This is a genomic window from Vibrio sp. EJY3, assembly GCF_000241385.1.
Taxonomy (GTDB): Bacteria; Pseudomonadota; Gammaproteobacteria; order Enterobacterales; family Vibrionaceae; genus Vibrio; species Vibrio natriegens.
This window is the reverse complement of the sequence record NC_016614.1, coordinates 173,066-196,408: the sequence shown is the minus strand read 5'-3', so window position 1 is coordinate 196,408 and position 23,343 is coordinate 173,066. Positions and strand designations below refer to the sequence as shown.

Genomic DNA, 23,343 nt, shown 5'->3' with positions numbered 1-23,343 from the left:
TTATGGCTGTATAACAATGACTTAATTACTAACGATTCACTTCGTTAGATATCAAGCTCTTTGTCATCTACGTGGTTAGTGATCATCGCTTCTGTGGTGATCATCAAACCAGCAACAGACGCCGCGAATTGAAGCGCAGAACGTGTTACTTTCGCTGGGTCAAGGATGCCCATTTCGATCATGTTGCCGTATTCACCCGTAGCTGCGTTGTAACCGTAATCTGCATCACCCGCTTTTACGGCGTTCGCAACTACGGATGCTTCATCACCTGCGTTGGCTGCGATTTGGCGAAGAGGTTCTTCCATTGCACGGAGTGCAACACGGATACCAACGTTTTGATCATCGTTTTCACCTTTTAGATCCGCCAATTCTTTCGCGATCTTAGTTAGGGCCACACCACCACCAGCGACAATACCTTCTTCAACCGCGGCACGAGTTGCATGTAGCGCATCGTCCACGCGATCTTTCTTCTCTTTCATCTCAACTTCGGTTGCCGCACCGATCTTGATCACGGCTACGCCACCAGAAAGCTTCGCAATACGTTGCTGTAGCTTGTCTTTGTCATATTGAGATGTCGTGGTTTCCATTTGTTTTTCAATCGACGCCACGCGATCAGCAATCGCTTCGGCTTTGGCAATACCACCTACGATCGTGGTTGTATCTTTGTTGATAGTAACTTTCTTCGCACTACCCAGTTGCTCTATCGTTGCTTTTTCTAGCTCTAGACCGATTTCTTCAGAAATAACGGTACCCGCGGTTAGTACCGCAATGTCTTCCATCATCGCTTTGCGGTTGTCACCAAACCCAGGTGCTTTTACCGCCGCTGCGCGTACGATACCACGCATGTTGTTCACGACCAGTGTCGCCAGCGCTTCGCCTTCGATGTCTTCAGCAATGATCAATAGTGATCGAGAAGATTTTGCCACCGCTTCCAGCACTGGCAATAGCTCACGGATACTGCTGACTTTTTTGTCCACCAAAAGAATGTATGGATTCTCTAGCTCTACGCTGCCATTTTCTTGGTTAGTAATGAAGTATGGCGACAAGTAACCGCGGTCGAATTGCATACCTTCAACCACAGACAATTCGTTGTCCAGGCCTTGACCTTCTTCAACGGTAATCACACCATTGCGACCTACTTTTTCCATCGCTTCTGCAATGATTTCACCGATCGCACGATCGCTGTTTGCAGAAATGCTACCAACTTGAGTAATGGATTCTTTGTCACTGCATGGTTTGGACATTTCACGTAGTTTCTCAACTGCCGCTTCGGTGGCTTTGTCGATACCGCGTTTTAGGTCCATTGGGTTCATGCCCGAAGCCACCGCTTTAAGACCTTCGTTGATGAAAGATTGTGCCAACACCGTTGCGGTTGTTGTACCATCACCCGCTTCATCGTTCGCTTTGGACGCAACTTGCTTCACCATTTGTGCGCCCATATTTTCGAATTTGTCTTTCAGCTCGATTTCTTTCGCAACAGACACCCCATCTTTCGTGATGGTTGGCGCACCGTAAGATTTATCTAAAACAACATTGCGACCTTTTGGACCGAGTGTCACTTTTACTGCATCGGCAAGTAAGTTCACACCTTTCAGCATTTTTTGACGCGCGTCATTAGCAAATAACACATCTTTTGCAGCCATGGTTATCTCCTTAAAAACTACTACAAAAACAATTACTCAACGATTGCTAACACATCAGACTCGGACAGAATCAAATATTCTGCGCCGTCAATTTTTTCGGTTTTCACACCGTAACCGTCATTGAAAATGATCTGGTCGCCCACTTTGACTTCCATCGCTGCGCGATCGCCATTTTCCAGACGCTTACCTAAACCAACAGCAATGACCTTACCTCGGTTGGACTTTTTAACCGATTGAGAAGTTAGAACGATTCCCCCTTCTGATGTATTTTCCACTTCTTGTCTTTCAACAAGCAGCTTGTCATTTAAAGGACGAATTTTCATTTGGAGTGCCTCCTACTCAATACAAAAAATAAAAGACAAAAATTGAACATAAAGATGAAGTTGCGAGTCGTATGCTCGCTTACGCTGAAAATAATAAGGTCGAAAAATTGCAGTTCAAGGGGCAAATTCATAAAAATTTTTTATTGGTTTGAACAACGCCCTTTATTGGAAATTCTCATTCACCATCACTCTTATTGGATCTATGATGGTGGGCATAGTACGCAGTGGCACACTTAGTTTGATAAGGATAACGAAAGTATGAAAAAGGTAGTTTCTCTGGTTCTTGCAACGCTGAGCTTAGGTTTGCTTGCTCCGAACGTCGCGGCTTCTGAGCGCGCAGAGCAAGGTTGGCAGCTGATAGAGCAAGGCGCAATGATCGTCGATGTGCGTACTCCGCAAGAATTCTCTCAAGGGCATTTAGACAATGCGGTGAACTTCCCTTTGTCTGAACTGGATAAGCATTTTAAAGACGTCAATAAAGATCAATTGATCGTTCTGTACTGCCGCAGCGGCAACCGTTCAGCGCAAGCCTATCAGTATCTCCAATCCCAAGGTTTCACGAATCTGCATAACGCAGGTGGGTTTGAAGAGTTACAAAGCGCTAAATAGCGCCTTGATTTGCTCTTGTCGATAAAAAAGCAGAGCGCGTTGCCGATTTATCACAACGCGCTCTGTTGGTTCCCCTAGTTTGATAAAAAACGCTTAAGTCCTTTTAAGCGAGCGCCCCCTACTCTTCGTAAAATCACACACTAAAAATCAAGGTGATAGTTGTTATTGGTGTTGTTTAGCGCAATAGACCAATTTTGCTCAGACTCCTTGGCACTCATCGGTACCCATTGAGCGTAAAGGTGCGTCCAGTTTCCGTTCACTTCTAGCTCTACGTCTTCCGTCACCGTTGGATAAACAGTCGTCACACGAGATGTTGGGTCGGCAATCACTGTGCCATTCTCTGTGGTATACGCCGCTTTTGAGTACAAGTGCAAAGCTCCCTCAGTCGAGCCAGTATAGTTAACAGAGAGAGTAATTTTTTCACCGATATCAAATGAGAAATCGCGTTCCGCCACGATATCCGCCGTGTTGTCGCTAATCTCTGCTACAGCTGGCGTAGGAGGAGTGCTTGAACCACCACCTCCACCGCCGCCTCCACAAGCCACGGTTAGTGCCGAAATCAATGAAGTGATAAGTAATTTTGTTGAATGTTTCATGTCAGGCTCCTTACTGCTGAGTCGCAGGAATTACTTTGTTAGCAGTTGAGGCTTGATACCACTTAGTGTCTGATTCGCCACTGCTGGTTACCCAAGTTGGAAAAGCTTTATACGCTTTACTGATGTCGACGTTTTCGACCGGATGATCCCACTCATCACGAATGTTGATTGCCCATGGCATGTTGTTGTCCGTCAAAAATGATTCAGAGCCACCGGAATTATCGTCGTGCTGATTGAAGAAGGTATTATTCATCTCACTCGTTCCCGCGAAGGATTTGAAGTGTGTTTGCCAACTCATACCTGGAGGGGTTGCAGTAAAATCGCCATGGTACAAATCTTTAGAAGCAAAGATGAAAGAATCATACGGCGGATACCCTACCTGCTCACGTGACACGGGGTTCGATAGCTCAACCGTGAGTTGATAATTAAGAACATCAGATGTTTGTTGGTCAATACACGCGTTTTGAGTGCGATAGAAAGTGCAGCTGCTGTCTAACTCACCCAATAGTTCTAAGTCTTTCCGCAAGTTTTCCGAGACCACAAGCACCGCCTCACCACCGGATTGCACCACTTGATGATTAACGAGTTCGCCATTTCGTGTCAGTTCTGTCGACGCAAGATTGGTTGAGTCTACATTTGGCAGATGAATAGCAAAACCGTTAGAGAACCCAGCCCCCATCGCCTGCAGCGTGAAATCAAAAGTGATGTTTTTGATTTCACGCTGACCATTTAGTAACTCGGTGACACGATAACGCCACACCACATCGTTGAAGTCGTAATCGCCCATCAGTGGCCAGCGATCTTCAAACGCCATCGTCGCGTACGTGTCTGAGCTTGGATACACCGAGGTCACCGTGACTTCTGGGTTGTTTTCCTGCACTAGTGGCTCGTACTTCGAATCTGTGGAGCCATCGGTGTTGACGCCATCAATGGCAGTGAATGGGCTGACTTCGACAGTAAACAGCAAATCGTTGAAGTCGTTGTCGCCATCTGGACGAAAAATATCTTCAAAACCCAGCACGAGAAACTCATTTTGCGTGTCGATAAATGCCACATTGTGACGACGATTTTCTGAAGTCGACTCTGGGTTCAGACTCGAGAAGCTATAAAACGGCGTGCCCCAACTGCCAAGGCTGGCGATGTTGTTATACAAACCAGACCACCCCCAGCCATTCGGAATAATAAAGAATGCGAGAGTTTGACCTGCGGTGAGCTGCACATTTAAGTCGATCGTGTCGCCTTCTTGCATCTCCCCATCTGGTGCTTTAGATGTGTTAGGAAAAATGATCACGTGCGCTTCGATTTCATCTTTATTGACGGGTGGATTGTTCGTATCAAAAACGAAATAACCGAGCGTATTTCGATACCCTGCTCCCTCATTCAAAAAGGTGACTTTTGCTGTTGCGAACTCCGCACCATTCAGTTCGTCATCAATATCAATGCTGGAATAACGTTCTGGCGCAATAAAGGCACTGTTGACGAGCGTGCCTTCTGGCAGCATAGAGTAAACGTTGCTAAGCACATCTTGTGGTAAAGATTCTGCAACCGAATAGGTATTAACGGGTTTACCTTTTGCTGAATAATTTGAACTGTCACTACCAGATTCAAAAGTAAAATCACTGGTCGTGAGCGCATTCGCTGAAAGTGATAAGCAGCAGCCAGAAAGCGCAAGTAGTTTCCCTGTTCTCATAATGTTCCCCTTCTTAAACCGGACGTTGGTCATATGCAAGAAAGAGCAATTATGGTGCCTAAATAAAATCAACTACTTAACAACTGGTTATGTTGATAATTCTATTTTTCTCATTTTGAGAATGAACATGACAAGCGAAATAGAAGCCTTGGGAGCGTAGAAAGCGTGCTCGTGCACACTTAGGTTTAATGCGCGAGGCGTTGGTATTCGCCTCACGATAGTGAAGGATTTGACCTAAAACTTTGGTCCCGCCTCAAACTGAGTCAGATTGTCGGTTATCTCTAACCACGGCGCTTTTGAGCCAACAAAAATGTGAAAGCTTGGCTTGTGTGAAGGCGCATCATCCAAAACGCCCAGACGAATGTTTACGATCCCGTTATTCTTTTTCGAATACAAACTCGAACCGCAATGACGGCAAAAGCACAGCTCGGTATTTTGACTCTTTTTATAGGCTTGAATGTAGTCTTGACCTTCCGTTATCAGCAGCTTATCCAGCGCAACGCCACCAGCCGAAGAATAGTCAGAGCCCGTAAACTTACGGCATTCAGAGCAATGGCAATTTCCCATGTATTTGAATTCATCCGCCACTTCTAATTTTACTTTGCCACACAAGCATGAGCCTTTAAGTAGTTTCATGAACGTCCCTTTCTTAGTCGTGAGTACATAAGCTTGATTTAGAGATAAACATGCCATTGGTATAAGACAAATAAAAGAAGGGAAATGCAGGTTTTCAAAAATGAAATGAAAAGGTAATAAAAGCTTGCTGATATAAGAAAGCCAAGCAGTGAGCTTGGCTTTGGGAGATAAACATTGAGCGTTTCAGCTCAATTAGAAAATACAGTGTTTAGTGTAGCTAGACGCTTCATTCGCAGTCCAGTCGCCTTTTGGCTTCTCTTTCAGGTCCTTACACCACTGTTCACTGCCCACGCCATCTTGAAGGACGCAATGCTTAGCAAAATCCATGGCACTTTCTGTTGTCCACTCAGTTTTTGGTTTGTCTCGCATGTCGTTACACCAACTCTCGGTGCCAACTTCGTCGCTACAAGCAGTTAAAGCCGCAGACGCCAACAGTAACATTACCAATTTTTTCATAAGATTTAGGTTCCAGTGTCAAAGAATGTTCTAGACAAGTAACGCCCAGATGAGGCAATCAAACATGACTGTCGAACACAACATCTTGAAGCGACTTTTGTATAAACTATAACTAAATTATCAGTCTACGTGTTAAGACATCGACAATTTATCTAAAATCATTGGACTAGCGCACACATCGTCCTGCGACTATAAACGCTTCGCTGTAGGCAAAGAAAATAGATTCGCCGATCCAGTACCGAAACACGCCAAACGTAATTCCAGTGCCATTTGTTCGAAATGTTCGACTACGTTTTGAGTACTTATTGTCGCGGCTTTCAGTACAGCACCCGCCTGGCCAACCAAATTAGCGCCCAAGTGGATCGCTTTGGCAGCTTCTAACCCGTTGTGAACACCGCCAGATGCGATTAAAGGTAACGCAGGGTACTGAGCGCGAATTTGTTCAAGACAGGTAGCCGTTGGTATTCCCCAGTCACGAAACAGCTCCGCTGCACGCTTCATACGGGCATTCTCCTGGCAAAAGCCTTCGACCGCACTCCAGCTAGTGCCGCCAGCTCCCGCCACGTCAATGGCTTTAACACCTGCGTCGACCAGTTTTTCAGCTATAGAGCCGCTAATACCAAACCCGACTTCCTTGACGATGATCGGAACGTCCACTCGTGATTCCAGTTTTTCAATCGCATGAATCACACCAATCCAGTTGTGGTCGCCATTTGCCTGAAAAGCTTCTTGCATCGGGTTCACATGTACGATGAGAGCATCGGCTTGAATAGCGTCTACGGCTCGTTGAGCATTGTCCAAATTTTCTTTATCACGCAGTTGAGCCGCACCTAAGTTGGAATACAACGGCACACCTTTAGCCAGGTCCCGAATCGTTCGGCCTAAACCTGAGTTCAGACTCTGTTCCAGACTAACGCGTTGAGAGCCTACCCCCATCGCAATGCCTAATTCACTTGCCGCTTCAGCCAAACGGCAATTGATTGCTTCCGCGTCTTTGGCTCCACCTGTCATCGAACTGATTAAAAATGGCAGAGCCAGCCTTCGACCTAAGAACTCGGTAGACAAGTCGATGGCGTTAAAGTCACATTCTGGCAGCGCACAGTGCTCAAATTCGACAGACTCGAAGCCCGCCGTTTTATGCTTCATGCTCATGTCATGATGTAAAACAGCGTCTAGGTGTAAATCTTTTCGATTAGTTTGCGGAGCCATAATGTCACCCTAAAGTAAAACAGTCGCGCAGTATTGCGATCCTTATCAGTAACGTCAATGCGAAATTTCTGAAATATCCGCCGCACTTCCTTTAAACCTAACAAGGTCATTGATTTACTTTGCTTTTTACCTCACAAGTTTAACGCATGTGAGGCCAGCAGCTTTTATAAGCTTGGATAAAAAACCGGCAAGATGCCAACTCAATAGATTCTATAACGGCTGTTGATTACTTTCAGGCATAATCAAAGACACCACCGTACTGGTCGTATTTGGAGCAAACTGTTCGGGATCATCACAGAAGTGAATTCTGCCCTTTTCTTCCACATGAAACAGTGGAATGAGCAAATTGCTATTGTGATGCGCCAAATAATCCTGATAGGTGAAACTGTCACTGAGCTTAGTATGTTTTATTTCCGCTCCACGGCTCAATAAACTCGCCAGTTGGCTGTAACTGACATTCCCGCCCATCAGCAGCCTGCCATGATATTCCTGTGCGACGGTGTGCTTTTCACTACCATTACCGTTTGTTTTGGTTTTTTGCAGACAATGCACTTTATCTTCGCCGAACTCATCGACAAACTGCATGCAAGCCATAATGTTGAAATGTTGATCCGGCGTCAGGGCGACAACCTGGCCAATACCAATTAAGTTGAGGTTATCGTCTGCGTGGCTGGATATCGGGTTCCCATAGTAATAATCCAAACCGAGCATGCGAACTTGACTGATGTATTCCCAGTTTGAGTCCGTCATGAGAACACGCCTGTCATAACGCGCTAATGCCTGACCTATTTCTCTGGCAACTCGGTTCGCACCAATCAATAAGAAACCTCTCGGCGCAGGCTCTGCGACCCCTAAGGCAACCGCAACAGGGCGAGCCGTCGCACTTTGTAGCACAACGGTTCCAATAATTACCATGAAGGTCATTGGTACAAGCAAGCTAGCACCACTGACGCCGTATTCGATTAGCTTAATAGCAAAAAGAGACGAAATAGAGGCCGCAACAATACCGCGCGGTGCAACCCATGATAGAAACAGTTTTTCCTTGAGACCTAAATTACTGCGTATCGTAGCGAGAAATATTGATAACGGACGCGAGACCAACTGCATGAAGACAAATAGCATCAAGGCGCCAGATCCCAGAGCAGTAAAGTCATCCAAGCTTATGCGAGCGGCTAAAAAGATAAATAAGCCGGTAATAAGCAAAATGGTCAAGTGCTCTTTGAAGTGCAATATCTGCTGAATGTTGATCTCTTTTGCATTGGCGAGCCACATCCCCATAACGGTGACAGTAAGCAGCCCTGCTTCAGATTCTAAATGATTGGAAACCGAGAAGACGCCAAGTACCACCATCAACACGGCAAACGGCTGTAAATATTCTGGTAACCATGCCCGACGCAACGCTGCGGACACCGCCGCGCCAGATGCAACGCCAAGAATGACACCAACGGCGATGATCTTGGCAAAGACTTCGACGCTATTGACCGCGCTGTGTGACACGATAAACTCGTAAACCATGACCACAAATAGCGCACCAAGCGGATCAATCAGAATCCCTTCCCAACGCAGAATATTAGCCAGAGTGCTGTTTGGTCTCACAGTTCTTAGCAGTGGGACAATCACGGTAGGCCCCGTTACGACGGTCAAGCTGCCAAACAACATTGCCAGCTCCCATGAAAAACCCAAGAAATAATGTGTCGCCACACTCGTCACGGCCCAAGAGATAATCGCGCCAAAAGAGACGATACTCCACACTGAGCCACTCACTCCGCGAATCTCTTTAAAATTTAGCGTTAGGCTTCCTTCAAACAGAATAACGGCCACTGCCAGCGAGACCAACGGAAAGAGTAAGTTTCCTAATATTTCATCCGGTTTCAGCCACTGCATTAATGGCCCGACAACAAGGCCAGCCAACAGCAAAAACAGTATCGCTGGTAAACGAAGTCGCCAAGCTAACCACTGACACCCTAAACCAATCACCCCAACCGCTGATAGCACCAGCGCTTCATTACCAACTTGCATCTATGTCACCTATTCTTATCGTTGTTTTAGCGTAAACACGCAAGAGACAATCTTATTGCTTGAAATTACTAATATAGTTGAGTTCACGTTTACTCCACCGTTCAACGCACGAAAAATTACCAAAAAGAGAAACATAAGCCCCAAATCATCGCGCAAGTCTAAGAATTTACTGCATTTCCCGTTAAGGAGACTTACCTACTCACATTCGACATGTAGAATGTTCTTTCAGCGTTTCTAAAAATTTTAGGCGGAACCTAGCATCCCAACGCTCACAGGTATAGACCGTGAACTAAGCTTTAACTTGGGTGCTCAAAGTTAAGAATCCTCATGAGGCCGTTGAAAAGACCAGGATAGGGAGAAAAGCACTTGTTGACTTTATTCGCGGTGATTATGGCGTTTTTCGCCTTGCTAATTACATTGAAAGCAGTAAAACGAATTTCAAATCTGGAAGACGAGATAACGCAGCTCCGCAAAGAGCTGTCGGATTTCCGCTCACGATGGTTAGATCAACAAAGCCAACCAGAAACAAGTGAATCGTCTTCCGCTCCTGCTTCTGAACCCACTACTGCGACTTCAAGCCAAACGAATGTTCACGACGCAGTACCTTCGCAACCTAAAGCAGAGCCTGATGATGCTCTAGAGTCACCAACCGTGCCGCTCTTCGCGCAGCAGACTGCTCAGGAAGATATTCAGATTGCGAGCTTCGCCGAGAACGACAACAGTCATTGGGAAAACAAAACCGAAAAGTTACTCTCCAGCCTCCAAGAAAACTGGCTCGTCTGGGTGGGAGCGTTGGCGATGCTTATTGGTGGCGGCTACTTGGTGCAAGTGATTGGCAGCCATATTGAGTTTTCACCCTTCGTACGTATCGCTTTTGCATTCACCTTATCTTTTGCCATGATCGCGGCAGGCGAGTGGTTTCACCGAAAAGAACAGCGCGATCCAGAACGAGCACAACGAGCCCAAGGGTTCACTTATGTGCCAGCCGCCATTACTGGAACTGGCCTGACCGGCGTTTACTGTACGGTTATTTTTGCGTTTGTTGTCTACCAGATGCTGACACCAAGCATCTCATTGCTGATCTTAGCTGTCGCCGCATTTTCCAGCCTTGCTTTGTCATTAAGGCAGGGGCCATTAATGGCCGTGTTGGGATTAATCGGCGGCTACACTGCGCCCTTATGGATAAGCGGCGCTGAACCTGATTATTTCCTGTTGGCGGGTTACATCAGCGCCATTTCCATTGCGGCCACTTTGCTTATGCAGAAGGTACGCAGGGCTTGGATCTCACCGAGTAGTACCATACCGCATGCGCTTTGGATGCTCATTCTGATAGAAAGTATTCCGACAGAGAGTTTATTCTCCTGGTCTTATATTTACTTGTCGCTCACGTTGTATCTGGTTTATGCCTTGCCAAGATTAGGGTGGACACTCAACCCTCGTTATCGCCATTGCCAGAATAAATGGACAAACCCTCCAGTCATCACGTCTCTTGCTATCGTATTGCTGACCTTTTCTGCAATAACAAGAATGCCCGAACTTAACGTTTTTCAAATGGCGTATTGCTATATTTTACTTGTTGCAGCTATCTGGCTACCCGCATTACGTAAGGGTTGGTCAACGCGAGTTTTCCTGCCTTCGGTTCTGGTATCAGCAACCGCTATATTGGTTGTTTCGGTCGCATTTGACACGCTCTACATGTCACAGAGTGAGAGCAGTATTCTGCTCGCATTAGCATTGAGTATCATGTTTATTGCGCTAAGGAACTATATACAAGGGCTCAATGATCGCTCTTCCATAACCAGTGTCTTGTTGCTCGCCCTTGCACCTTCAATGACGCTAATCGTTCTGTTTTACGCACACGAGTTTATGTACAGCTATGCCTGGTATTGGACGTTCTTTACGGCTTTAGTTGCAGTCTGCTACGTTTATTTGGGCATGCGTTTAACGCGACTCGCCTACGAATGTTCCGCAGTCGTTCATGCTATCGTTGCAGGCTGTTCCTTTGTTTGGCTTAGCGATACGTGGCTAACTACTGCGATTTCGGCACAAGTGGCTGTGATGGCATTACAAATACAGGCAGGTTATTTTCGCCCTGCCAGTTGGGCAGTCAAAATAATGATGGGTGCTTTGGTTGTTCGCCTGACGCTTCTGCCATTTATTCCTCAGTGGCAGCCAGTTGAAACAGGGCACTGGGCGTGGGTACTACTCAGTTATCTACCTGCACTCGTTATTCTTGCGTATGCTCGATCCGTGCTAACCAGAGCAGACGTTGATCTCGCCAATTGGTTTGAAGGTGCATTTCTGCACGTCTTTTTAATCGCATTGTTCACACAAACAAACTACTGGTTAACGGGACAATATGGCTACCTTGGACACATCGACTTTACCAGTGCCATTGTCTTCGCGAACCAGGCTTTAGTCATGGGCTTCGTATACAGTTACCGCAGCCAGTTCGCACAGCAACTCACTTACGTCTACCAAGCATACAGTTACTTGCTTTGGAGCATATTTGCTTTAATGACTTTGTTACTCAATACGATTGAATCGCCATTAAACGTTGATAACGTATCCGCTCAAGCCATCCCTCTTTTCAATATGTTGAGTTTAGGCTGGCTGCTACCGGCATGTATTCTAACTGCTGCGGTATTTAGGAAGTGGAACACATTACGAATTCACCGTCATGTTATCTCAGGAATCGGGTTTACACTTGCAGCTATCTGGTTGGGTATGTCTATCCGACAGTTCTGGCAAACAAATTCTATGACTTTATATCAATCGACCAGCATGGCCGAGCTATTCAGTTATTCGGTCGCAGGGTTGCTTGTTGGAGGATTACTAACATGGGCTGGTGTGATTCGAAAATCAATGAATATGCAACGTATTGGTCTCATCATCCTGGCGTGCGTGGCGTTAAAAGTGTTCCTGTGGGATGTACGTTCTCTGGATGGCTTCTGGCGTGCTATTAGCTTCCTGGGCTTGGGCGCATCTTTAATTGCGCTTGGGTGGTTGTTCCAGAAATTTCACCGTTCCGTCTCGGAACCTTCCAAAACTTGATTCAAATCCGAGATTCCCGACGTGCTAAAAACAAGCCGTCCGGAATCTCTTTTTGTATTTTTCCAAGAGACATATCAACGTTCTCAGCGATTAAACGACTTAAGCCGACTTGCTTCATGGACTAACCGGAACTAAAAATTACGCCCTGAGAAATGTCAGGTAAAAGTTAAAATTATAAAACCTAGACAGTCTAAATTAATAACTCGTGATCTTGATGCAAGCGTGTTTACCAAAGTTAAGGTATTGTATCTCAAAGATAAGAAAGAGCAGTGGTTTACTGATAGTTACCCAAATTACAACTGTAATTGGATGGATATACTTCTCATCAGTGATTAAAAAAAGCCGTTAGACTAAATAACCATTTACACATCAAATATAAAACGGCTATTGTTCTATTACCGCGGTAACAAGTTCTAACGCGATAACAGATTCGAACATCGAGATGACGCTTCGCTTGCGCGTCTGGAATAGGTCCGAGTTCCGGGGGGGAGCTCGGACTTTTTTATTGGGCTAACGTTATAAAGTCGCACCGACATTGCGCTGCGCAAGCTTATGGATAGTTAAAGCAGCTCTTTGGCGATCAGTTGCAGTAAAAAGGTTTCCCTCTCAATACTCATGCCCTTTTTCGGGCTCTCAGCCATTGTTTGCTCATTATGTGCAATCGCCTCATGGATGTTCATCCACACAGGACGCATACCGTTCTTAACCTCGTAATCCTCATAAGCCGTCTCGCCTAACTCACGATCAATTTTGCAGGTATAGCAGTAAGAGATCATATGCATCACATCGGCGTCATCTTTGTACCAAGGTCGAAACTCTTCAAAAAGACCAAATGGCTTAATGCTGTGTATGTTATTTGCCCCAGTTTCTTCCTCTAACTCTCGAACCAATCCGGCAATGATATCTTCACCATCATCAATTCCACCACCAGGTAACGTGTAATCATGGTAGCGCTCCGTGTAGAGCAGTAATACATTCTCACCATCAAGCACGATGGCCCGTGCAGCATTACGCTTAAAAATGATTTTATCGTCGAGATGATCAATATCTGGATGAACCGTTGATTTTAAGTGTCTCATTGAGGATTCCGTAGTGAATGCTTTTGCGCGCATACTACCTAAATTGTCTTACTTTCCCAAGTTACAATTCCGAGCGTCTATCTGACTCTAATTTAAAGTTCATCATAACCTGGGGAAGTAGATCGAGATCTTATTTGAATCTCTCAACCTGCCTCGCCTTCATACTTTTATCATCGTTAGGACATGAACCGACGAAAGTTGCCTATAATCAATACAATACTCGTCCATCCCATGCGGAGATCAATAATGAATAAGACAAGTTTACTAATAACTATGGCAGTAGCTGCTGGGCTCGCTGGTTGTTCCACTTACGATAACGCAACACGCTCGACTGAATACACATCCGTAGCAAATCCGGCATCTGTATATTGTGTTCAACAAGGAGGAGAACTGGACACCGTTACAGAGAACGGTGAACGTGTAACCTATTGTGTCTTTTCAGATGATGAACGCGCTGAACAATGGGAATATTATCGGGAAAACCATCAGGAGGGTGAGGACTACTAACCTTCAACGAGTTTATCGTAAACGAAATTCAGTAATAAGGAGCCACATGGCTCCTTTTTATTTGTGCTACTGAAACTAGTTTGTCCATTTTGTACGGACCCTCTGACATTCCTGACAATCTCATGACATAACTTTCCAACCGGACAATAAAATTCGAGACAAATATCACATAAATTCACGGTTTTTCCACATTTCTGGAGTGGGTGGTCAAAATGAAAGCACAAATAGTTAAAGAGACCGAAGCAGCACAAACCAACGTCATCACTGATGAATCAAAGCGCACCATTTATCGCGCATGCTTGAGTGCATTGATGATTGTTGCAATCAGCATTGTTGTTAATCTAAGTATTCGCCTCGATTACGTTGTATTAGATTCAAGTCTGGGTGAATTATCGATTACGGAATCACTTCAGTTAGTCATGCTGGCAATTGCATCATGGTCATTTTTCAGCTTATCGAAACATACTCCTGAGTTGAAACACGCTGCAATCCTGATTTCTGGCTTTTTTGCTGTACTCATGATTCGTGAAATGGATTACTGGATGGATATGATTCATCACGGTTCTTGGGTATTTCCTGCGCTAACTGTTACTGCTTTAGCCTGTGCGAAAGCCTATCAAGGCGGCAAAGGCAGCGTGAATGAGATGGCGAGAATCCTAAAAAACCCACACATGAAGCTATTAATCGGCTCAGTTGTGCTATTGCTTGTTTTTTCACGTCTTTACGGAATGGGCAGCTTTTGGCGCCATGTGATGGATGAAAGCTACGTCCGCGACGTGAAAAATATCTCTGAAGAAGGGATTGAGCTACTGTGCTACAGCTTGATTGCCCTGAGCGCATTCCGCACCCGTGGTGAAATTAAAGCGCAGACTCAGGATCGATAGTTCGGTTCATTGCGGTTAAGAGCGGGTGTATGATATCTAAAGCTTGCTGAACCACGTTTAAATTATCATCAAAGGCTGTCATTGCGACGGCCTTTTTTATTTCCTGAATATTCTGCAAGGATTCATGGTCTAGAGGGAGCATCTCTAGTTTTTCTATCGCGGTTTGAGCAATATGCAACGGCTTCGCTCTTACAGCAGCTAAGCCTCGGCTAAACACTCCGCGAATCGCGCCTTCTAAATAAACTCGGTAGGTTGTCAGCTCATCAAGCAGTAAAAACGCTTGAGCTGATGCTCCATGATGCGGGTATGGCACGCTAATGTGCTGATCAATATCTAAAGCAATACTAAGCTCCATCCCCATTGAAGCACTCTGTGTTTTAAGCACCCTCAATAGCCCCTGTTCATCCATTAAGGTTTGAATTTCTATAATTCGTTCCAGATGATAGTCGTTAGAAACAAGAGTCACTTTAATCGGGAATTGATGATACTCAGCAGCCTGAAATAAGCCGCTATGACACAACTCTTCCGCCGCATACCTCATGTTCTGAAAGGTATTTAAAGAACGATTTTCAATTAGAATCTGACTTTTCGGGAATGGCTGTGAGAGTGAATGATTGAGTGTCTGGAAATAGCTGAACATCGCATCCGCCTCTGCGATATCTTGCCCTTGAGTTTTGCCGCCACAAAATAAGATTGCCGTATTTTCTACAGACAATGAGCCAAGGGAACTGACGAGCGCTTGCACTCTTGAAATCCCTTCCGGGCTTAGTTTGTTCTTGACGAGACGCTTACCGAGAACAATAACCACATTGTCTAATTTCATACTACGATCTCTATTAATTTCTCGGCTGCTTAGCGCCTGAGTTGGCAATAATATAAAAATCTTCTTTGCCAACTGCCTCCTAGGGATTAACATCCGATTAACAGTCATACTCTAGAGACCTATGAAAGGTCCACTGCTAAAGGAAGTCAATAATGCTGTCGATTTTCGATATTTTTAAAGTTGGTGTCGGACCTTCAAGTTCCCACACTAACGGTCCAATGCTCGCCGGGTTCAACTTTACTCAGTTACTTCAAGACTCTATGGCGAAAGTGCATAGGGTTCAAGTAGACTTGTATGGTTCGTTATCACTAACCGGCAGAGGTCACCATACTGACAGAGCCACTGTACTGGGCTTAATGGGTAATAAACCCGATAACATCAAGATGACCAGTGCGAAAAGCGCACTTCAACATACCATCGAAACCAATACTTTATTACTAGCCGGAACTCGCGAAATTACCTTTAGCTACGATCATGACATCGTATTTCATAGCGAAAACCTCCCTTTGCATGAAAACGGCATGACAATCACTGCATTAGATGAATCTGGCGAACAACTTGCGTTCGAGATTTATTACTCCATTGGTGGTGGATTTATTGCAACCGCAGACGAGCTGGAAAATGGTGCGCAGCAAGCTGAGGTTGAAGTCCCATTCCCATTTAAATCAGCCGATGAGATGCTCGAGAAAGCGGAAGCAAACGGCTTTAGTTTAGGTGGAATGATTCTTCAGAATGAATTGGCGTTTCGTGACGAAGAAGAGGTCAACCAGAGAGCGGAACAGATCTGGAAAGTGATGTCTCTGTGTATGCAGCGTGGTTTTGATACTGAAGGTATTCTGGAAGGCGGACTCAATGTCACACGTCGAGCTCCGAACCTACTGAAGAAACTGGAAGCAAACGCAGCGGTTGAAAATGATCCAATGGAGATCATGGACTGGATTAACTTGTTTGCTTTCGCTGTGAGTGAAGAAAATGCCGCAGGTGGACAAGTCGTCACTTCTCCTACCAACGGCGCAGCGGGCGTTATTCCTGCCGTGTTAATGTATTACCACCGCTTTATCAAAGAGCTAGACATCAAACAGCTCAAGGACTTCCTCGCCGTCGCAGGTGCAATTGGCATTTTGTACAAAACCAATGCTTCTATTTCCGGTGCCGAAGTAGGTTGTCAGGGGGAAGTAGGTGTCTCTTCGTCTATGGCAGCTGCAGGCTTAACGGCTCTGCGAGGCGGTAGCAACGAACAAATTTGTATTGCTGCAGAGATTGCAATGGAACACTCTCTCGGCATGACTTGCGACCCTATTGGTGGGCTGGTTCAGGTACCTTGTATTGAACGAAATGCAATGGGTGCAATGAAAGCGATTAACGCATCCCGAATGGCATTAAAGAGAACAAGCAAGTGCCTAATTTCTCTGGATAAAGTTATCGAAACCATGTACCAAACGGGCAAGGACATGAACAAAAAATATCGCGAGACTTCTTTGGGTGGTTTAGCGGTAATCCATATGGCACCACCATGTGAATAAGCGCAGCGTCGCAGCTTAAACAGAAACAAAAAATACCGCGTTAATCGCGGTATTTTCCTATTTAGATGTCTAGTAAAAACCTGGGATAGGACAATTAATTCGTTACCGTTTCCCGAATACTGGTTAGATACTCTGACGTAACCACTGGGTAAAGGCTTGTACATGTGGTTTGTCTGCCCCTCTGACAATCATCCGATGAGCACCTTGGCTAGGCATGCTCCAGGAGCCTATCTGTATTAATGTGCCTTGAGCAAGTTCATCCTCGACCAGAAAGTCTCTGACCAAAAGCACACCGAAGTGATTAATCGCCGCCTGAATCGCAAGCAGTGAGTGCTCAAACTCTGCAACGGGCTTAGTGAACTTTGCTTGGTGACCTTGATATTTCATCCAAACTTGCCACGACTCGTGATAACCACTGGTGGAAATTTTAGGTGCCTTCGCAAGATCAGCTAACTCGACAATTGGGTTCAGGTGCAAGAAACCCGGGCTCGCAACAACAATCCAATGTTCTTCTGTCAGTTGAATCGAGTCCTGTGACAACCAATCCCCATAACCATTAATGATCTCAACATCAGAAACAGCACTGGCGTTAGGCACAATATTAGCTGTTGTCGATATTTTTAGAGACACTTCGGGGTGCTGACGATGAAAGTCAGCCAACCTTGGAATTAACCATTGTGAACAAAAGCTATGAGCGACATGTAAGTTAAGCTGTGCGGTGTTCTGACGAGAAAACAAATGCTGAGTCGTCACAGAAAGCGTTTGAAAAACATGACTTACCACAGGGAGATACTCTTTTGCGGCTTGTGTAAGTACCAATTGAGAGCCTTTGCGCTCGAATAACGTCGCATTAAGTAGAAGCTCCAGAGATTTTACCTGTTGGCTGACCGCGGCTCGGGTAACGCTCAGCTCTTGTGCAGCTTTAGTAAAACTCAGTTGCCTCGCCGTTGCTTCGAATGCTTTAAGGGAATTGAGCGGCGGCAGGTTTTGCATAGCATTCTCCAATTACGCTGAGTGAAAGATGCTATGAAACAACGATGACAATTTGATGAAAGGGTTGCTATTTTATCCAGTTGCTACTTCCAGAATCAAAAAAGCCAGCGAAATGCGCTGGCTTTGAAGATACGTTGACTAAAACAGCAAATTATTCTGCTTGTTCAGTCGTTTCGTATTTGAATTCTGGTACAACGACTTCTACACGACGGTTCATTTCACGACCAGGACGTGTATCGTTGCTAGCAACTGGGTTTGCTTCACCCATGCCTTTCACAGTCATGCGTTCTGCAGTAATGCCCTGAGCTTGGAACTCGTTAGCAACCGCTTGAGCACGTTTTTCTGTAAGCTGTTGGTTGTACTCAGCAGTACCTGTTGTATCACTGTAACCCGTAATCTCTACTTGAGCTTGTGGGTAAGTGTTCATTACATTAATTGTCTCAGATAATGCTGAAGTATCTTTCACTTCTGCACTTTCAAGACCAAATTGTACTGTTGTAGTTTGTGCTGGGTATACATGCTCAACAATGTTTGTTGCCGGACGAGTTTCTACCACTTCTTCCTGAACCACTGGCTCAGAACCGAATTTGTAGTTAAAACCAATACCGTAGTAGTCTGCATCCATGTCATCAATGATGTCGTCAGACATATCTTGGTAACGTTGGTATTCAGCACGTAGGCTCCAGTTGTAGTTGATTTGGTATTCAGCACCTAGAGAGCCTGTAGGAACGAAGTCTTTTTCGTCACCAGCCATCATGTATGCAGCACCTACTTTCGCAAACAGGTTCCAAGAATCCGTCAGCGGAAGGTTGAATTTAGGCGCTAGAGTCAATGCCCAAAGCTCGCCATCAACGGTGTTTTTGCCTGCTTTGTTGAAGTTTGCTTTGAAATCACCTAAGTAATCAACACCATACTCTGCATCAATGTAGTCATTGAAGCTGTAGCCAAGATGCATTGACGCTGCAAAGCTATCATCATCACATGAGGTATCCAGGTAACACGCGTCGTTAAGAGCGTTGTAACCTAGCTTACCGCCGATGTAAGTGTCTGCAAGCGCAACGTTAGAGATAACACCACCAGCAAGTACAGTAGCCACTGCAAAAGCAATTTTTTTCATTCTTTTTTCCTATTTGTTGTATACCGAGCCACACATCAAACGCGAAGGAGTGCGTTATCAATATGAGGCAGCAACTTTCTCTTTATTATTTGAGACAACCTAGCTAAATAACACCGGAATAAAGTAAATGTGGTGTTCATCACCAATGCCAAAAAACATGTCATCATTCATATTCACGCATGTGTTCTAACCACTTGCATGAGAAAAAATAATGCATCTGCATTGATATAGCCATAATCAACTCAGTGCGCAGAATATCATATCTTTTCCTTAAATGTGTGACAAAATTCACATTAATTTGTAAATTTCTTATTATTAAGATTCTATTTATAAGGCATTGATCAAATGGAAATATTTACCAATTGACAAGTAGATTCAAACAAAAAAGCAGCTCATCTAGGATGAACTGCTTATGTGTTCGATTGATTTTAGGGAACTAAACCAATTAAATATTGTCAACAACCGCTAACGTTGCTGCCAACACATCTTGGCCAAATAGCACACTACGTTCAGGTGACCAACCATACAGCGGATCAGGGTGGTTATTGTTGTCTTTAAATGGCATCTCTATGGTGTAAGACAAACATTTAAATTGCTCTGCAACCCAATTTGATCCAACAGTTAAGTTTGCTTTACCAGGTTCGTCTTTATCGTAACCCACTTCATCTTGAAACTCTGGCGTAATGGTGAGCAGCGCTTGCTTAAACGAATGCTCCAGAGCCGCCAAACTTTCATCATAAGATGGAATGCCTTCAGAACCCGCGACAAAGTTGTATGGCAGTGCTTCGTCTCCATGAATATCCAGGAACATATCGACACCAGTTTCCAGCATTCGCTGGCGGACTAAAAAGACTTCTGGGCTCTTTTCCATTGAAGGAGTTTGCCACTCACGGTTTAGGTTTACACCGACCGCATTCGTACGCAGATGGCCACGAATACCGCCATCAGGGTTCATGTTTGGTACAACGTAAAGTACCGCTTTCTCAAGAAGAGCTCGCGCGACTGTATCGTTGTCATCCAGCAAACGCTGAATCATGCCTTCCATGAACCACTCTGCCATCGTTTCGCCTGGATGCTGACGTGCGATCATCCAAATTTTCTTTTTGCTCTCGTCTGGCTCGCCAAAAGTCAGCAGGCTCATGTCATTGCCATCCACCGTGTGACCTAGAGTCTCCAGCTGACAATGATGTGCGCTTTGTGCCATGTGTAATAAATCAAGATGACGGTCGTAAGTGTAAGGCGCGAAATAAGCAAAGTAGATTGAGCCACGTTCTGGAATAACCGTAAATGTTAGCGTGTCGCCATCAAAGTCCGCAGGTACACGGAACCACTCTTCACGATCATAAGATGCCACGACATCGTAGCCTTGCCATCCTTCTGGGTAAGCAGATTTCGCCAAGTCTAACAACTTAATGGTATGTGACTGTTCAGCTTCAGTCTCTAAACGGAAGTGGAACCATTGGTAGAATTCCGACATGTTATCGTTGGGGATTTTAAGTTGGATGTCGTTTTTATCATCCGCTTTCACTACGTGAATGCTACCGCTATCGAAGTTGCTGAATATTTTCATTCTATTACTCACCTTTTGAATCTGAGCTTGAAAGACAGAGGCTAACACAGGGCTAAAGTGTCCCCTATTATTTTCACTTTAAAGTTTATTGTTTGTGGCTGAAGTCATCAGTTTAGTTGAGCTTATCGGCTTTGCCTGCTGGTCCTGCGAGTTTTGCCAGCCATTTATCCCATACTCTAACTTTCGCTTCGTTATCTTCTGCTGCTTCTTTTCGGCGAACGGCATTTCGAACAGTCATGGCTCCAATCCAGCGAAGTGGCTCTGGAGGGAAGTGGCCCAACGGACCTTTAGCCAAACCACTGCGAGCCCAGTCGTCATCTAACCCAAGCACCAAAGACGAGAGAATTTTGCCTCCCATCCGGGTTTGCGCCACACCATTGCCAGAGTAACCAAACCCATAAAAAATATTAGTCTGGTTATCCAGTTGGCCAAAAAATGGAAAACCCGTTGTGGAACGGTCTGAGCCTCCCGTCCAGGAATAGTCAAAATCGCTCGCTTTCAAATCAGGAAAGAGCTTATCAAACGACTTTCTAAGCAGGTTTTGATACTGAGTTGGCTTACCAAACATGGTGTCGACTCGGTTGTTAAAGGAGAACTGGTTGCCCCCTTTTCCAAGCATCAGACGGCCATCCGGTGTATCTCGATAATAATGAACAAAAATACGAGAATCCAAAACGCTGGAACCAGCTCTCCATCCGCTCTTAGATAGATCATCACCCAACGGTTTCGTGATGACCATATCAGAGGAGACCACAACGATGCTGTTCCTGAACTGTTTAAACTGTTCAACCATCCAAGCATTAAGCGCTAACACTACCCGCTTAGCTTTGATGGTTGCTTGTGGCGTGCGAATGGTCGCTGGCTGACCATATTCCAGTTGAACCATCGGTGTGTTTTCGTAAATTTCTATCCCCATGTCTATCGCCACCCGACGCAGCCCTCTGGCAAGCAATGCAGGCTGTACGCTCGCAGCAATCGGTGAGTGATACCCTTCGAGATGAGCCGAGGAGCCAGTGTTCGCTTGCAGTTCATCCTCATTGCATTTTCGCCAGCTATTTACTCCAAGACGCGTTAATTCATCCACTACTGGCTTCATTCCACCAGCTTGTGCTGAGTTAGTCGCGGTGTAATACACGCCTTTTAACGACAACTGAGCATCAATCGCATAACGTCGGCAAAACTCGTCAATTTCAAGCACGACCCGTTCTGACTCTTGTACCAACCAGGTGGCGTGTTGTTCACCAAAAAGACGCTTTAGGGTTGGGTATTTGGTTGACCAGGTCAGCATGCAACCGCCATTCGCTCCAGAAGCCCCACTCCCGCAGAGACCTTTATCGATAATAGTAATGCGTTTTTCCGGAGCTTGCTCCTTAAGCATTATCGCTGTCCACATCCCAGTGAAGCCTCCACCAACGATGAGTACATCAGTTTCAAGATCGTCAGCTAGTGCAACAGCAGGTTGAGGGTTTTCGATTTCGAGCGCTTGCTTAAACCAGTAAGAAGGGTGAGTCATACGTATCCTCATTTAAAATTCAAAGTTGATAAGTGAAAGTCATCAGTCATGTTTAGAGATGACTTCACTTTACAAACGATGCGTATTTTCAACGAGCTAGAAAATCTATCGCTCAGCGATAGAAAAAGTTGTGCTGTGTGGCAAGTAAAAATAGTGAACGCGTCATTTAAGACCAAGGCATATAAGCCATCATCTCAATAGAACGTCAAAACCAGACCACAAAGTATCAGTACCACACCAACCCCTCGGGAGAGATACCACCGCTCAGCAAGCAGCCAAACGCCCATCAGCAAACCAAAGACGATACTGATCTGGCGCAGAGCCACAACTAAGCTCACGTTGTCAGTCATCGTCATCGCAAACAGCACTAGTCCGTAAGTCGATGCCATCATAATGCCAGCCATGCTCGCACTTTTTCGAATTTGCCAGGCCTTGTGTAACTCTGACAGATTGCCAGTGATCAGACACCAAAGCACAACAGGTAAGCCCATAGCCCAGAACTGCGCGCCAAGATAGAAAATCGCACTATATTGATCATGAATAACAGCCGAAACTTGCTGAGTGAGTAGGTTCAAAGCTTCCTTATCCATCAAAGAGTAACCCGTCGTGCCAATTGCAGCGATCAGCGCCCAGAACACACCAACATTAAGATAGGAAGCCAAAGTGACCTGGCGAATATGCGTCAACGGTACCAAGATGCAGCCACAGGTGATCAACACAAACCCAAGCCATTGTTGAGACGAAAGCGCATGGCCGAGTGCAACACTGAATGCACCAACCATCATGACTGGCAAAGCGCGGGCAATCGGATAAATCACACCAACATCGGCATGTTTGTAAGCAATGATCAAACCGACCAAGTAAACAATTTGCGCCAGCCCGCTAAAGGTCAACATTCCCCAGAATTCTGCAGGCAGAGAAGTCCAACCGATCGTCGTCAAATACCAAATCAAATAAGGAGTAAGAACGCCACACGCAGACAGGCTTGCGGCCAACGTAAATGCCAAGCCTGACCCAGAACTACTTTTGCCCAGAATATTCCAGCCCGCATGCAAAACTGCTGAAAACACAACGAGCACGATTGCCAAGAAATCCATTT

Annotated in this window: 20 protein-coding genes; 5 read left to right on the top strand and 15 right to left on the bottom strand. The window is 45.3% G+C overall.

What is annotated here, in order from left to right; all coding sequences use genetic code 11:
- Positions 1-44: 44 nt before the first annotated feature.
- Both groL and VEJY3_RS16815 read right to left on the bottom strand, forming a co-directional pair.
- A complete protein-coding gene (gene groL, locus VEJY3_RS16820; protein ID WP_014233603.1) occupies positions 45-1,643 on the bottom strand; it encodes a chaperonin GroEL in 1,599 nt (532 codons plus the stop codon).
- A 32-nt stretch (positions 1,644-1,675) separates the two neighbouring features.
- Complete coding sequence (locus VEJY3_RS16815) at positions 1,676-1,966, bottom strand: co-chaperone GroES (protein WP_014233602.1); 291 nt, start codon at positions 1,964-1,966, stop codon at positions 1,676-1,678.
- A gap of 258 nt (positions 1,967-2,224) precedes the next feature.
- Between VEJY3_RS16815 and VEJY3_RS16810 the strand changes: the two genes are divergently transcribed.
- A complete protein-coding gene (locus VEJY3_RS16810) occupies positions 2,225-2,575 on the top strand; it encodes a rhodanese-like domain-containing protein (protein ID WP_014233601.1) in 351 nt (116 codons plus the stop codon).
- 140 nt (positions 2,576-2,715) lie between these two features.
- On the opposite strand, the gene VEJY3_RS16805 is transcribed toward VEJY3_RS16810, so the two are convergent.
- The 6 genes from VEJY3_RS16805 to VEJY3_RS16780 all read right to left on the bottom strand — a co-directional run bounded on the left by VEJY3_RS16805 (position 2,716) and on the right by VEJY3_RS16780 (position 9,181).
- The gene (locus VEJY3_RS16805) at positions 2,716-3,171 is read right to left on the bottom strand and encodes a hypothetical protein (protein WP_014233600.1); all 456 of its coding nucleotides are present in this window, start codon (positions 3,169-3,171) and stop codon (positions 2,716-2,718) included.
- A 10-nt stretch (positions 3,172-3,181) separates the two neighbouring features.
- Positions 3,182-4,861, bottom strand: coding sequence for an LruC domain-containing protein (locus VEJY3_RS16800; protein WP_014233599.1), 1,680 nt, complete (start codon positions 4,859-4,861; stop codon positions 3,182-3,184).
- 234 nt (positions 4,862-5,095) lie between these two features.
- Complete coding sequence (locus tag VEJY3_RS16795) at positions 5,096-5,497, bottom strand: GFA family protein (protein ID WP_014233598.1); 402 nt, start codon at positions 5,495-5,497, stop codon at positions 5,096-5,098.
- Positions 5,498-5,689: 192 nt separating this feature from the next.
- Positions 5,690-5,953: a DUF3012 domain-containing protein gene (locus tag VEJY3_RS16790; protein ID WP_014233597.1), complete on the bottom strand. Its 264-nt coding sequence runs from the start codon at positions 5,951-5,953 to the stop codon at positions 5,690-5,692.
- 189 nt (positions 5,954-6,142) lie between these two features.
- On the bottom strand, positions 6,143-7,162 hold the full coding sequence (gene fni, locus VEJY3_RS16785) for a type 2 isopentenyl-diphosphate Delta-isomerase (protein ID WP_014233596.1): 1,020 nt from the start codon (positions 7,160-7,162) through the stop codon (positions 6,143-6,145).
- A 210-nt stretch (positions 7,163-7,372) separates the two neighbouring features.
- A complete protein-coding gene (locus VEJY3_RS16780; RefSeq protein ID WP_014233595.1) occupies positions 7,373-9,181 on the bottom strand; it encodes a sodium:proton antiporter in 1,809 nt (602 codons plus the stop codon).
- Between the two features lie 366 nt (positions 9,182-9,547).
- On the opposite strand from VEJY3_RS16780, the gene VEJY3_RS16775 reads away from it, so the two are divergent.
- A complete protein-coding gene (locus VEJY3_RS16775; protein ID WP_014233594.1) occupies positions 9,548-12,235 on the top strand; it encodes a DUF2339 domain-containing protein in 2,688 nt (895 codons plus the stop codon).
- Positions 12,236-12,795: 560 nt separating this feature from the next.
- Here VEJY3_RS16775 and VEJY3_RS16770 read toward each other — a convergent pair.
- Positions 12,796-13,314, bottom strand: a complete 519-nt coding sequence (locus VEJY3_RS16770; protein WP_014233593.1) for an NUDIX domain-containing protein — start codon at positions 13,312-13,314, stop codon at positions 12,796-12,798.
- 246 nt (positions 13,315-13,560) lie between these two features.
- On the opposite strand from VEJY3_RS16770, the gene VEJY3_RS16765 reads away from it, so the two are divergent.
- Together VEJY3_RS16765 and VEJY3_RS16760 are read left to right on the top strand one after the other, a co-directional pair.
- Positions 13,561-13,821: a DUF333 domain-containing protein gene (locus VEJY3_RS16765; RefSeq protein ID WP_014233592.1), complete on the top strand. Its 261-nt coding sequence runs from the start codon at positions 13,561-13,563 to the stop codon at positions 13,819-13,821.
- A 212-nt stretch (positions 13,822-14,033) separates the two neighbouring features.
- Positions 14,034-14,705 (top strand): hypothetical protein, encoded by a 672-nt coding sequence (locus tag VEJY3_RS16760; protein WP_014233591.1) that lies wholly within the window; start codon positions 14,034-14,036, stop codon positions 14,703-14,705.
- On the opposite strand, the gene VEJY3_RS16755 is transcribed toward VEJY3_RS16760, so the two are convergent.
- Positions 14,680-15,528, bottom strand: coding sequence for a YdcF family protein (locus VEJY3_RS16755; RefSeq protein WP_014233590.1), 849 nt, complete (start codon positions 15,526-15,528; stop codon positions 14,680-14,682). The genes VEJY3_RS16760 and VEJY3_RS16755 overlap by 26 nt on opposite strands.
- A gap of 152 nt (positions 15,529-15,680) precedes the next feature.
- Here VEJY3_RS16755 and VEJY3_RS16750 point away from each other — a divergent pair, with 152 nt between their 5' ends.
- On the top strand, positions 15,681-17,051 hold the full coding sequence (locus tag VEJY3_RS16750; RefSeq protein WP_014233589.1) for an L-serine ammonia-lyase: 1,371 nt from the start codon (positions 15,681-15,683) through the stop codon (positions 17,049-17,051).
- Positions 17,052-17,174: 123 nt separating this feature from the next.
- Here the strand turns inward: VEJY3_RS16750 and VEJY3_RS16745 are convergent, their stop codons facing one another.
- The 5 genes from VEJY3_RS16745 to VEJY3_RS16725 form a co-directional block, all read right to left on the bottom strand.
- Positions 17,175-18,044 (bottom strand): LysR substrate-binding domain-containing protein, encoded by an 870-nt coding sequence (locus VEJY3_RS16745; protein ID WP_014233588.1) that lies wholly within the window; start codon positions 18,042-18,044, stop codon positions 17,175-17,177.
- Positions 18,045-18,195: 151 nt separating this feature from the next.
- Positions 18,196-19,161 carry an OmpA family protein gene (locus VEJY3_RS16740; protein ID WP_014233587.1) on the bottom strand — a complete coding sequence of 322 codons (966 nt, stop codon included), beginning with the start codon at positions 19,159-19,161 and terminating at the stop codon, positions 18,196-18,198.
- 445 nt (positions 19,162-19,606) lie between these two features.
- Positions 19,607-20,731, bottom strand: coding sequence for a M14-type cytosolic carboxypeptidase (locus VEJY3_RS16735; RefSeq protein ID WP_014233586.1), 1,125 nt, complete (start codon positions 20,729-20,731; stop codon positions 19,607-19,609).
- A 112-nt stretch (positions 20,732-20,843) separates the two neighbouring features.
- Positions 20,844-22,244 (bottom strand): FAD-dependent oxidoreductase, encoded by a 1,401-nt coding sequence (locus VEJY3_RS16730; RefSeq protein ID WP_014233585.1) that lies wholly within the window; start codon positions 22,242-22,244, stop codon positions 20,844-20,846.
- A gap of 194 nt (positions 22,245-22,438) precedes the next feature.
- The gene (locus VEJY3_RS16725) at positions 22,439-23,341 is read right to left on the bottom strand and encodes a multidrug transporter (protein ID WP_014233584.1); all 903 of its coding nucleotides are present in this window, start codon (positions 23,339-23,341) and stop codon (positions 22,439-22,441) included.
- Positions 23,342-23,343: the final 2 nt, after the last annotated feature.

Coding starts and splice junctions, on each gene's coding strand:
- groL (WP_014233603.1), bottom strand. CDS start 1,643: ATGGCTGCAAAAGATGTGTTATTTGCTAATGACGCGCGTCAAAAAATG.
- VEJY3_RS16815 (WP_014233602.1), bottom strand. CDS start 1,966: ATGAAAATTCGTCCTTTAAATGACAAGCTGCTTGTTGAAAGACAAGAA.
- VEJY3_RS16810 (WP_014233601.1), top strand. CDS start 2,225: ATGAAAAAGGTAGTTTCTCTGGTTCTTGCAACGCTGAGCTTAGGTTTG.
- VEJY3_RS16805 (WP_014233600.1), bottom strand. CDS start 3,171: ATGAAACATTCAACAAAATTACTTATCACTTCATTGATTTCGGCACTA.
- VEJY3_RS16800 (WP_014233599.1), bottom strand. CDS start 4,861: ATGAGAACAGGGAAACTACTTGCGCTTTCTGGCTGCTGCTTATCACTT.
- VEJY3_RS16795 (WP_014233598.1), bottom strand. CDS start 5,497: ATGAAACTACTTAAAGGCTCATGCTTGTGTGGCAAAGTAAAATTAGAA.
- VEJY3_RS16790 (WP_014233597.1), bottom strand. CDS start 5,953: ATGAAAAAATTGGTAATGTTACTGTTGGCGTCTGCGGCTTTAACTGCT.
- fni (WP_014233596.1), bottom strand. CDS start 7,162: ATGGCTCCGCAAACTAATCGAAAAGATTTACACCTAGACGCTGTTTTA.
- VEJY3_RS16780 (WP_014233595.1), bottom strand. CDS start 9,181: ATGCAAGTTGGTAATGAAGCGCTGGTGCTATCAGCGGTTGGGGTGATT.
- VEJY3_RS16770 (WP_014233593.1), bottom strand. CDS start 13,314: ATGAGACACTTAAAATCAACGGTTCATCCAGATATTGATCATCTCGAC.
- VEJY3_RS16765 (WP_014233592.1), top strand. CDS start 13,561: ATGAATAAGACAAGTTTACTAATAACTATGGCAGTAGCTGCTGGGCTC.
- VEJY3_RS16760 (WP_014233591.1), top strand. CDS start 14,034: ATGAAAGCACAAATAGTTAAAGAGACCGAAGCAGCACAAACCAACGTC.
- VEJY3_RS16755 (WP_014233590.1), bottom strand. CDS start 15,528: ATGAAATTAGACAATGTGGTTATTGTTCTCGGTAAGCGTCTCGTCAAG.
- VEJY3_RS16750 (WP_014233589.1), top strand. CDS start 15,681: ATGCTGTCGATTTTCGATATTTTTAAAGTTGGTGTCGGACCTTCAAGT.
- VEJY3_RS16745 (WP_014233588.1), bottom strand. CDS start 18,044: ATGCAAAACCTGCCGCCGCTCAATTCCCTTAAAGCATTCGAAGCAACG.
- VEJY3_RS16740 (WP_014233587.1), bottom strand. CDS start 19,161: ATGAAAAAAATTGCTTTTGCAGTGGCTACTGTACTTGCTGGTGGTGTT.
- VEJY3_RS16735 (WP_014233586.1), bottom strand. CDS start 20,731: ATGAAAATATTCAGCAACTTCGATAGCGGTAGCATTCACGTAGTGAAA.
- VEJY3_RS16730 (WP_014233585.1), bottom strand. CDS start 22,244: ATGACTCACCCTTCTTACTGGTTTAAGCAAGCGCTCGAAATCGAAAAC.
- VEJY3_RS16725 (WP_014233584.1), bottom strand. CDS start 23,341: ATGGATTTCTTGGCAATCGTGCTCGTTGTGTTTTCAGCAGTTTTGCAT.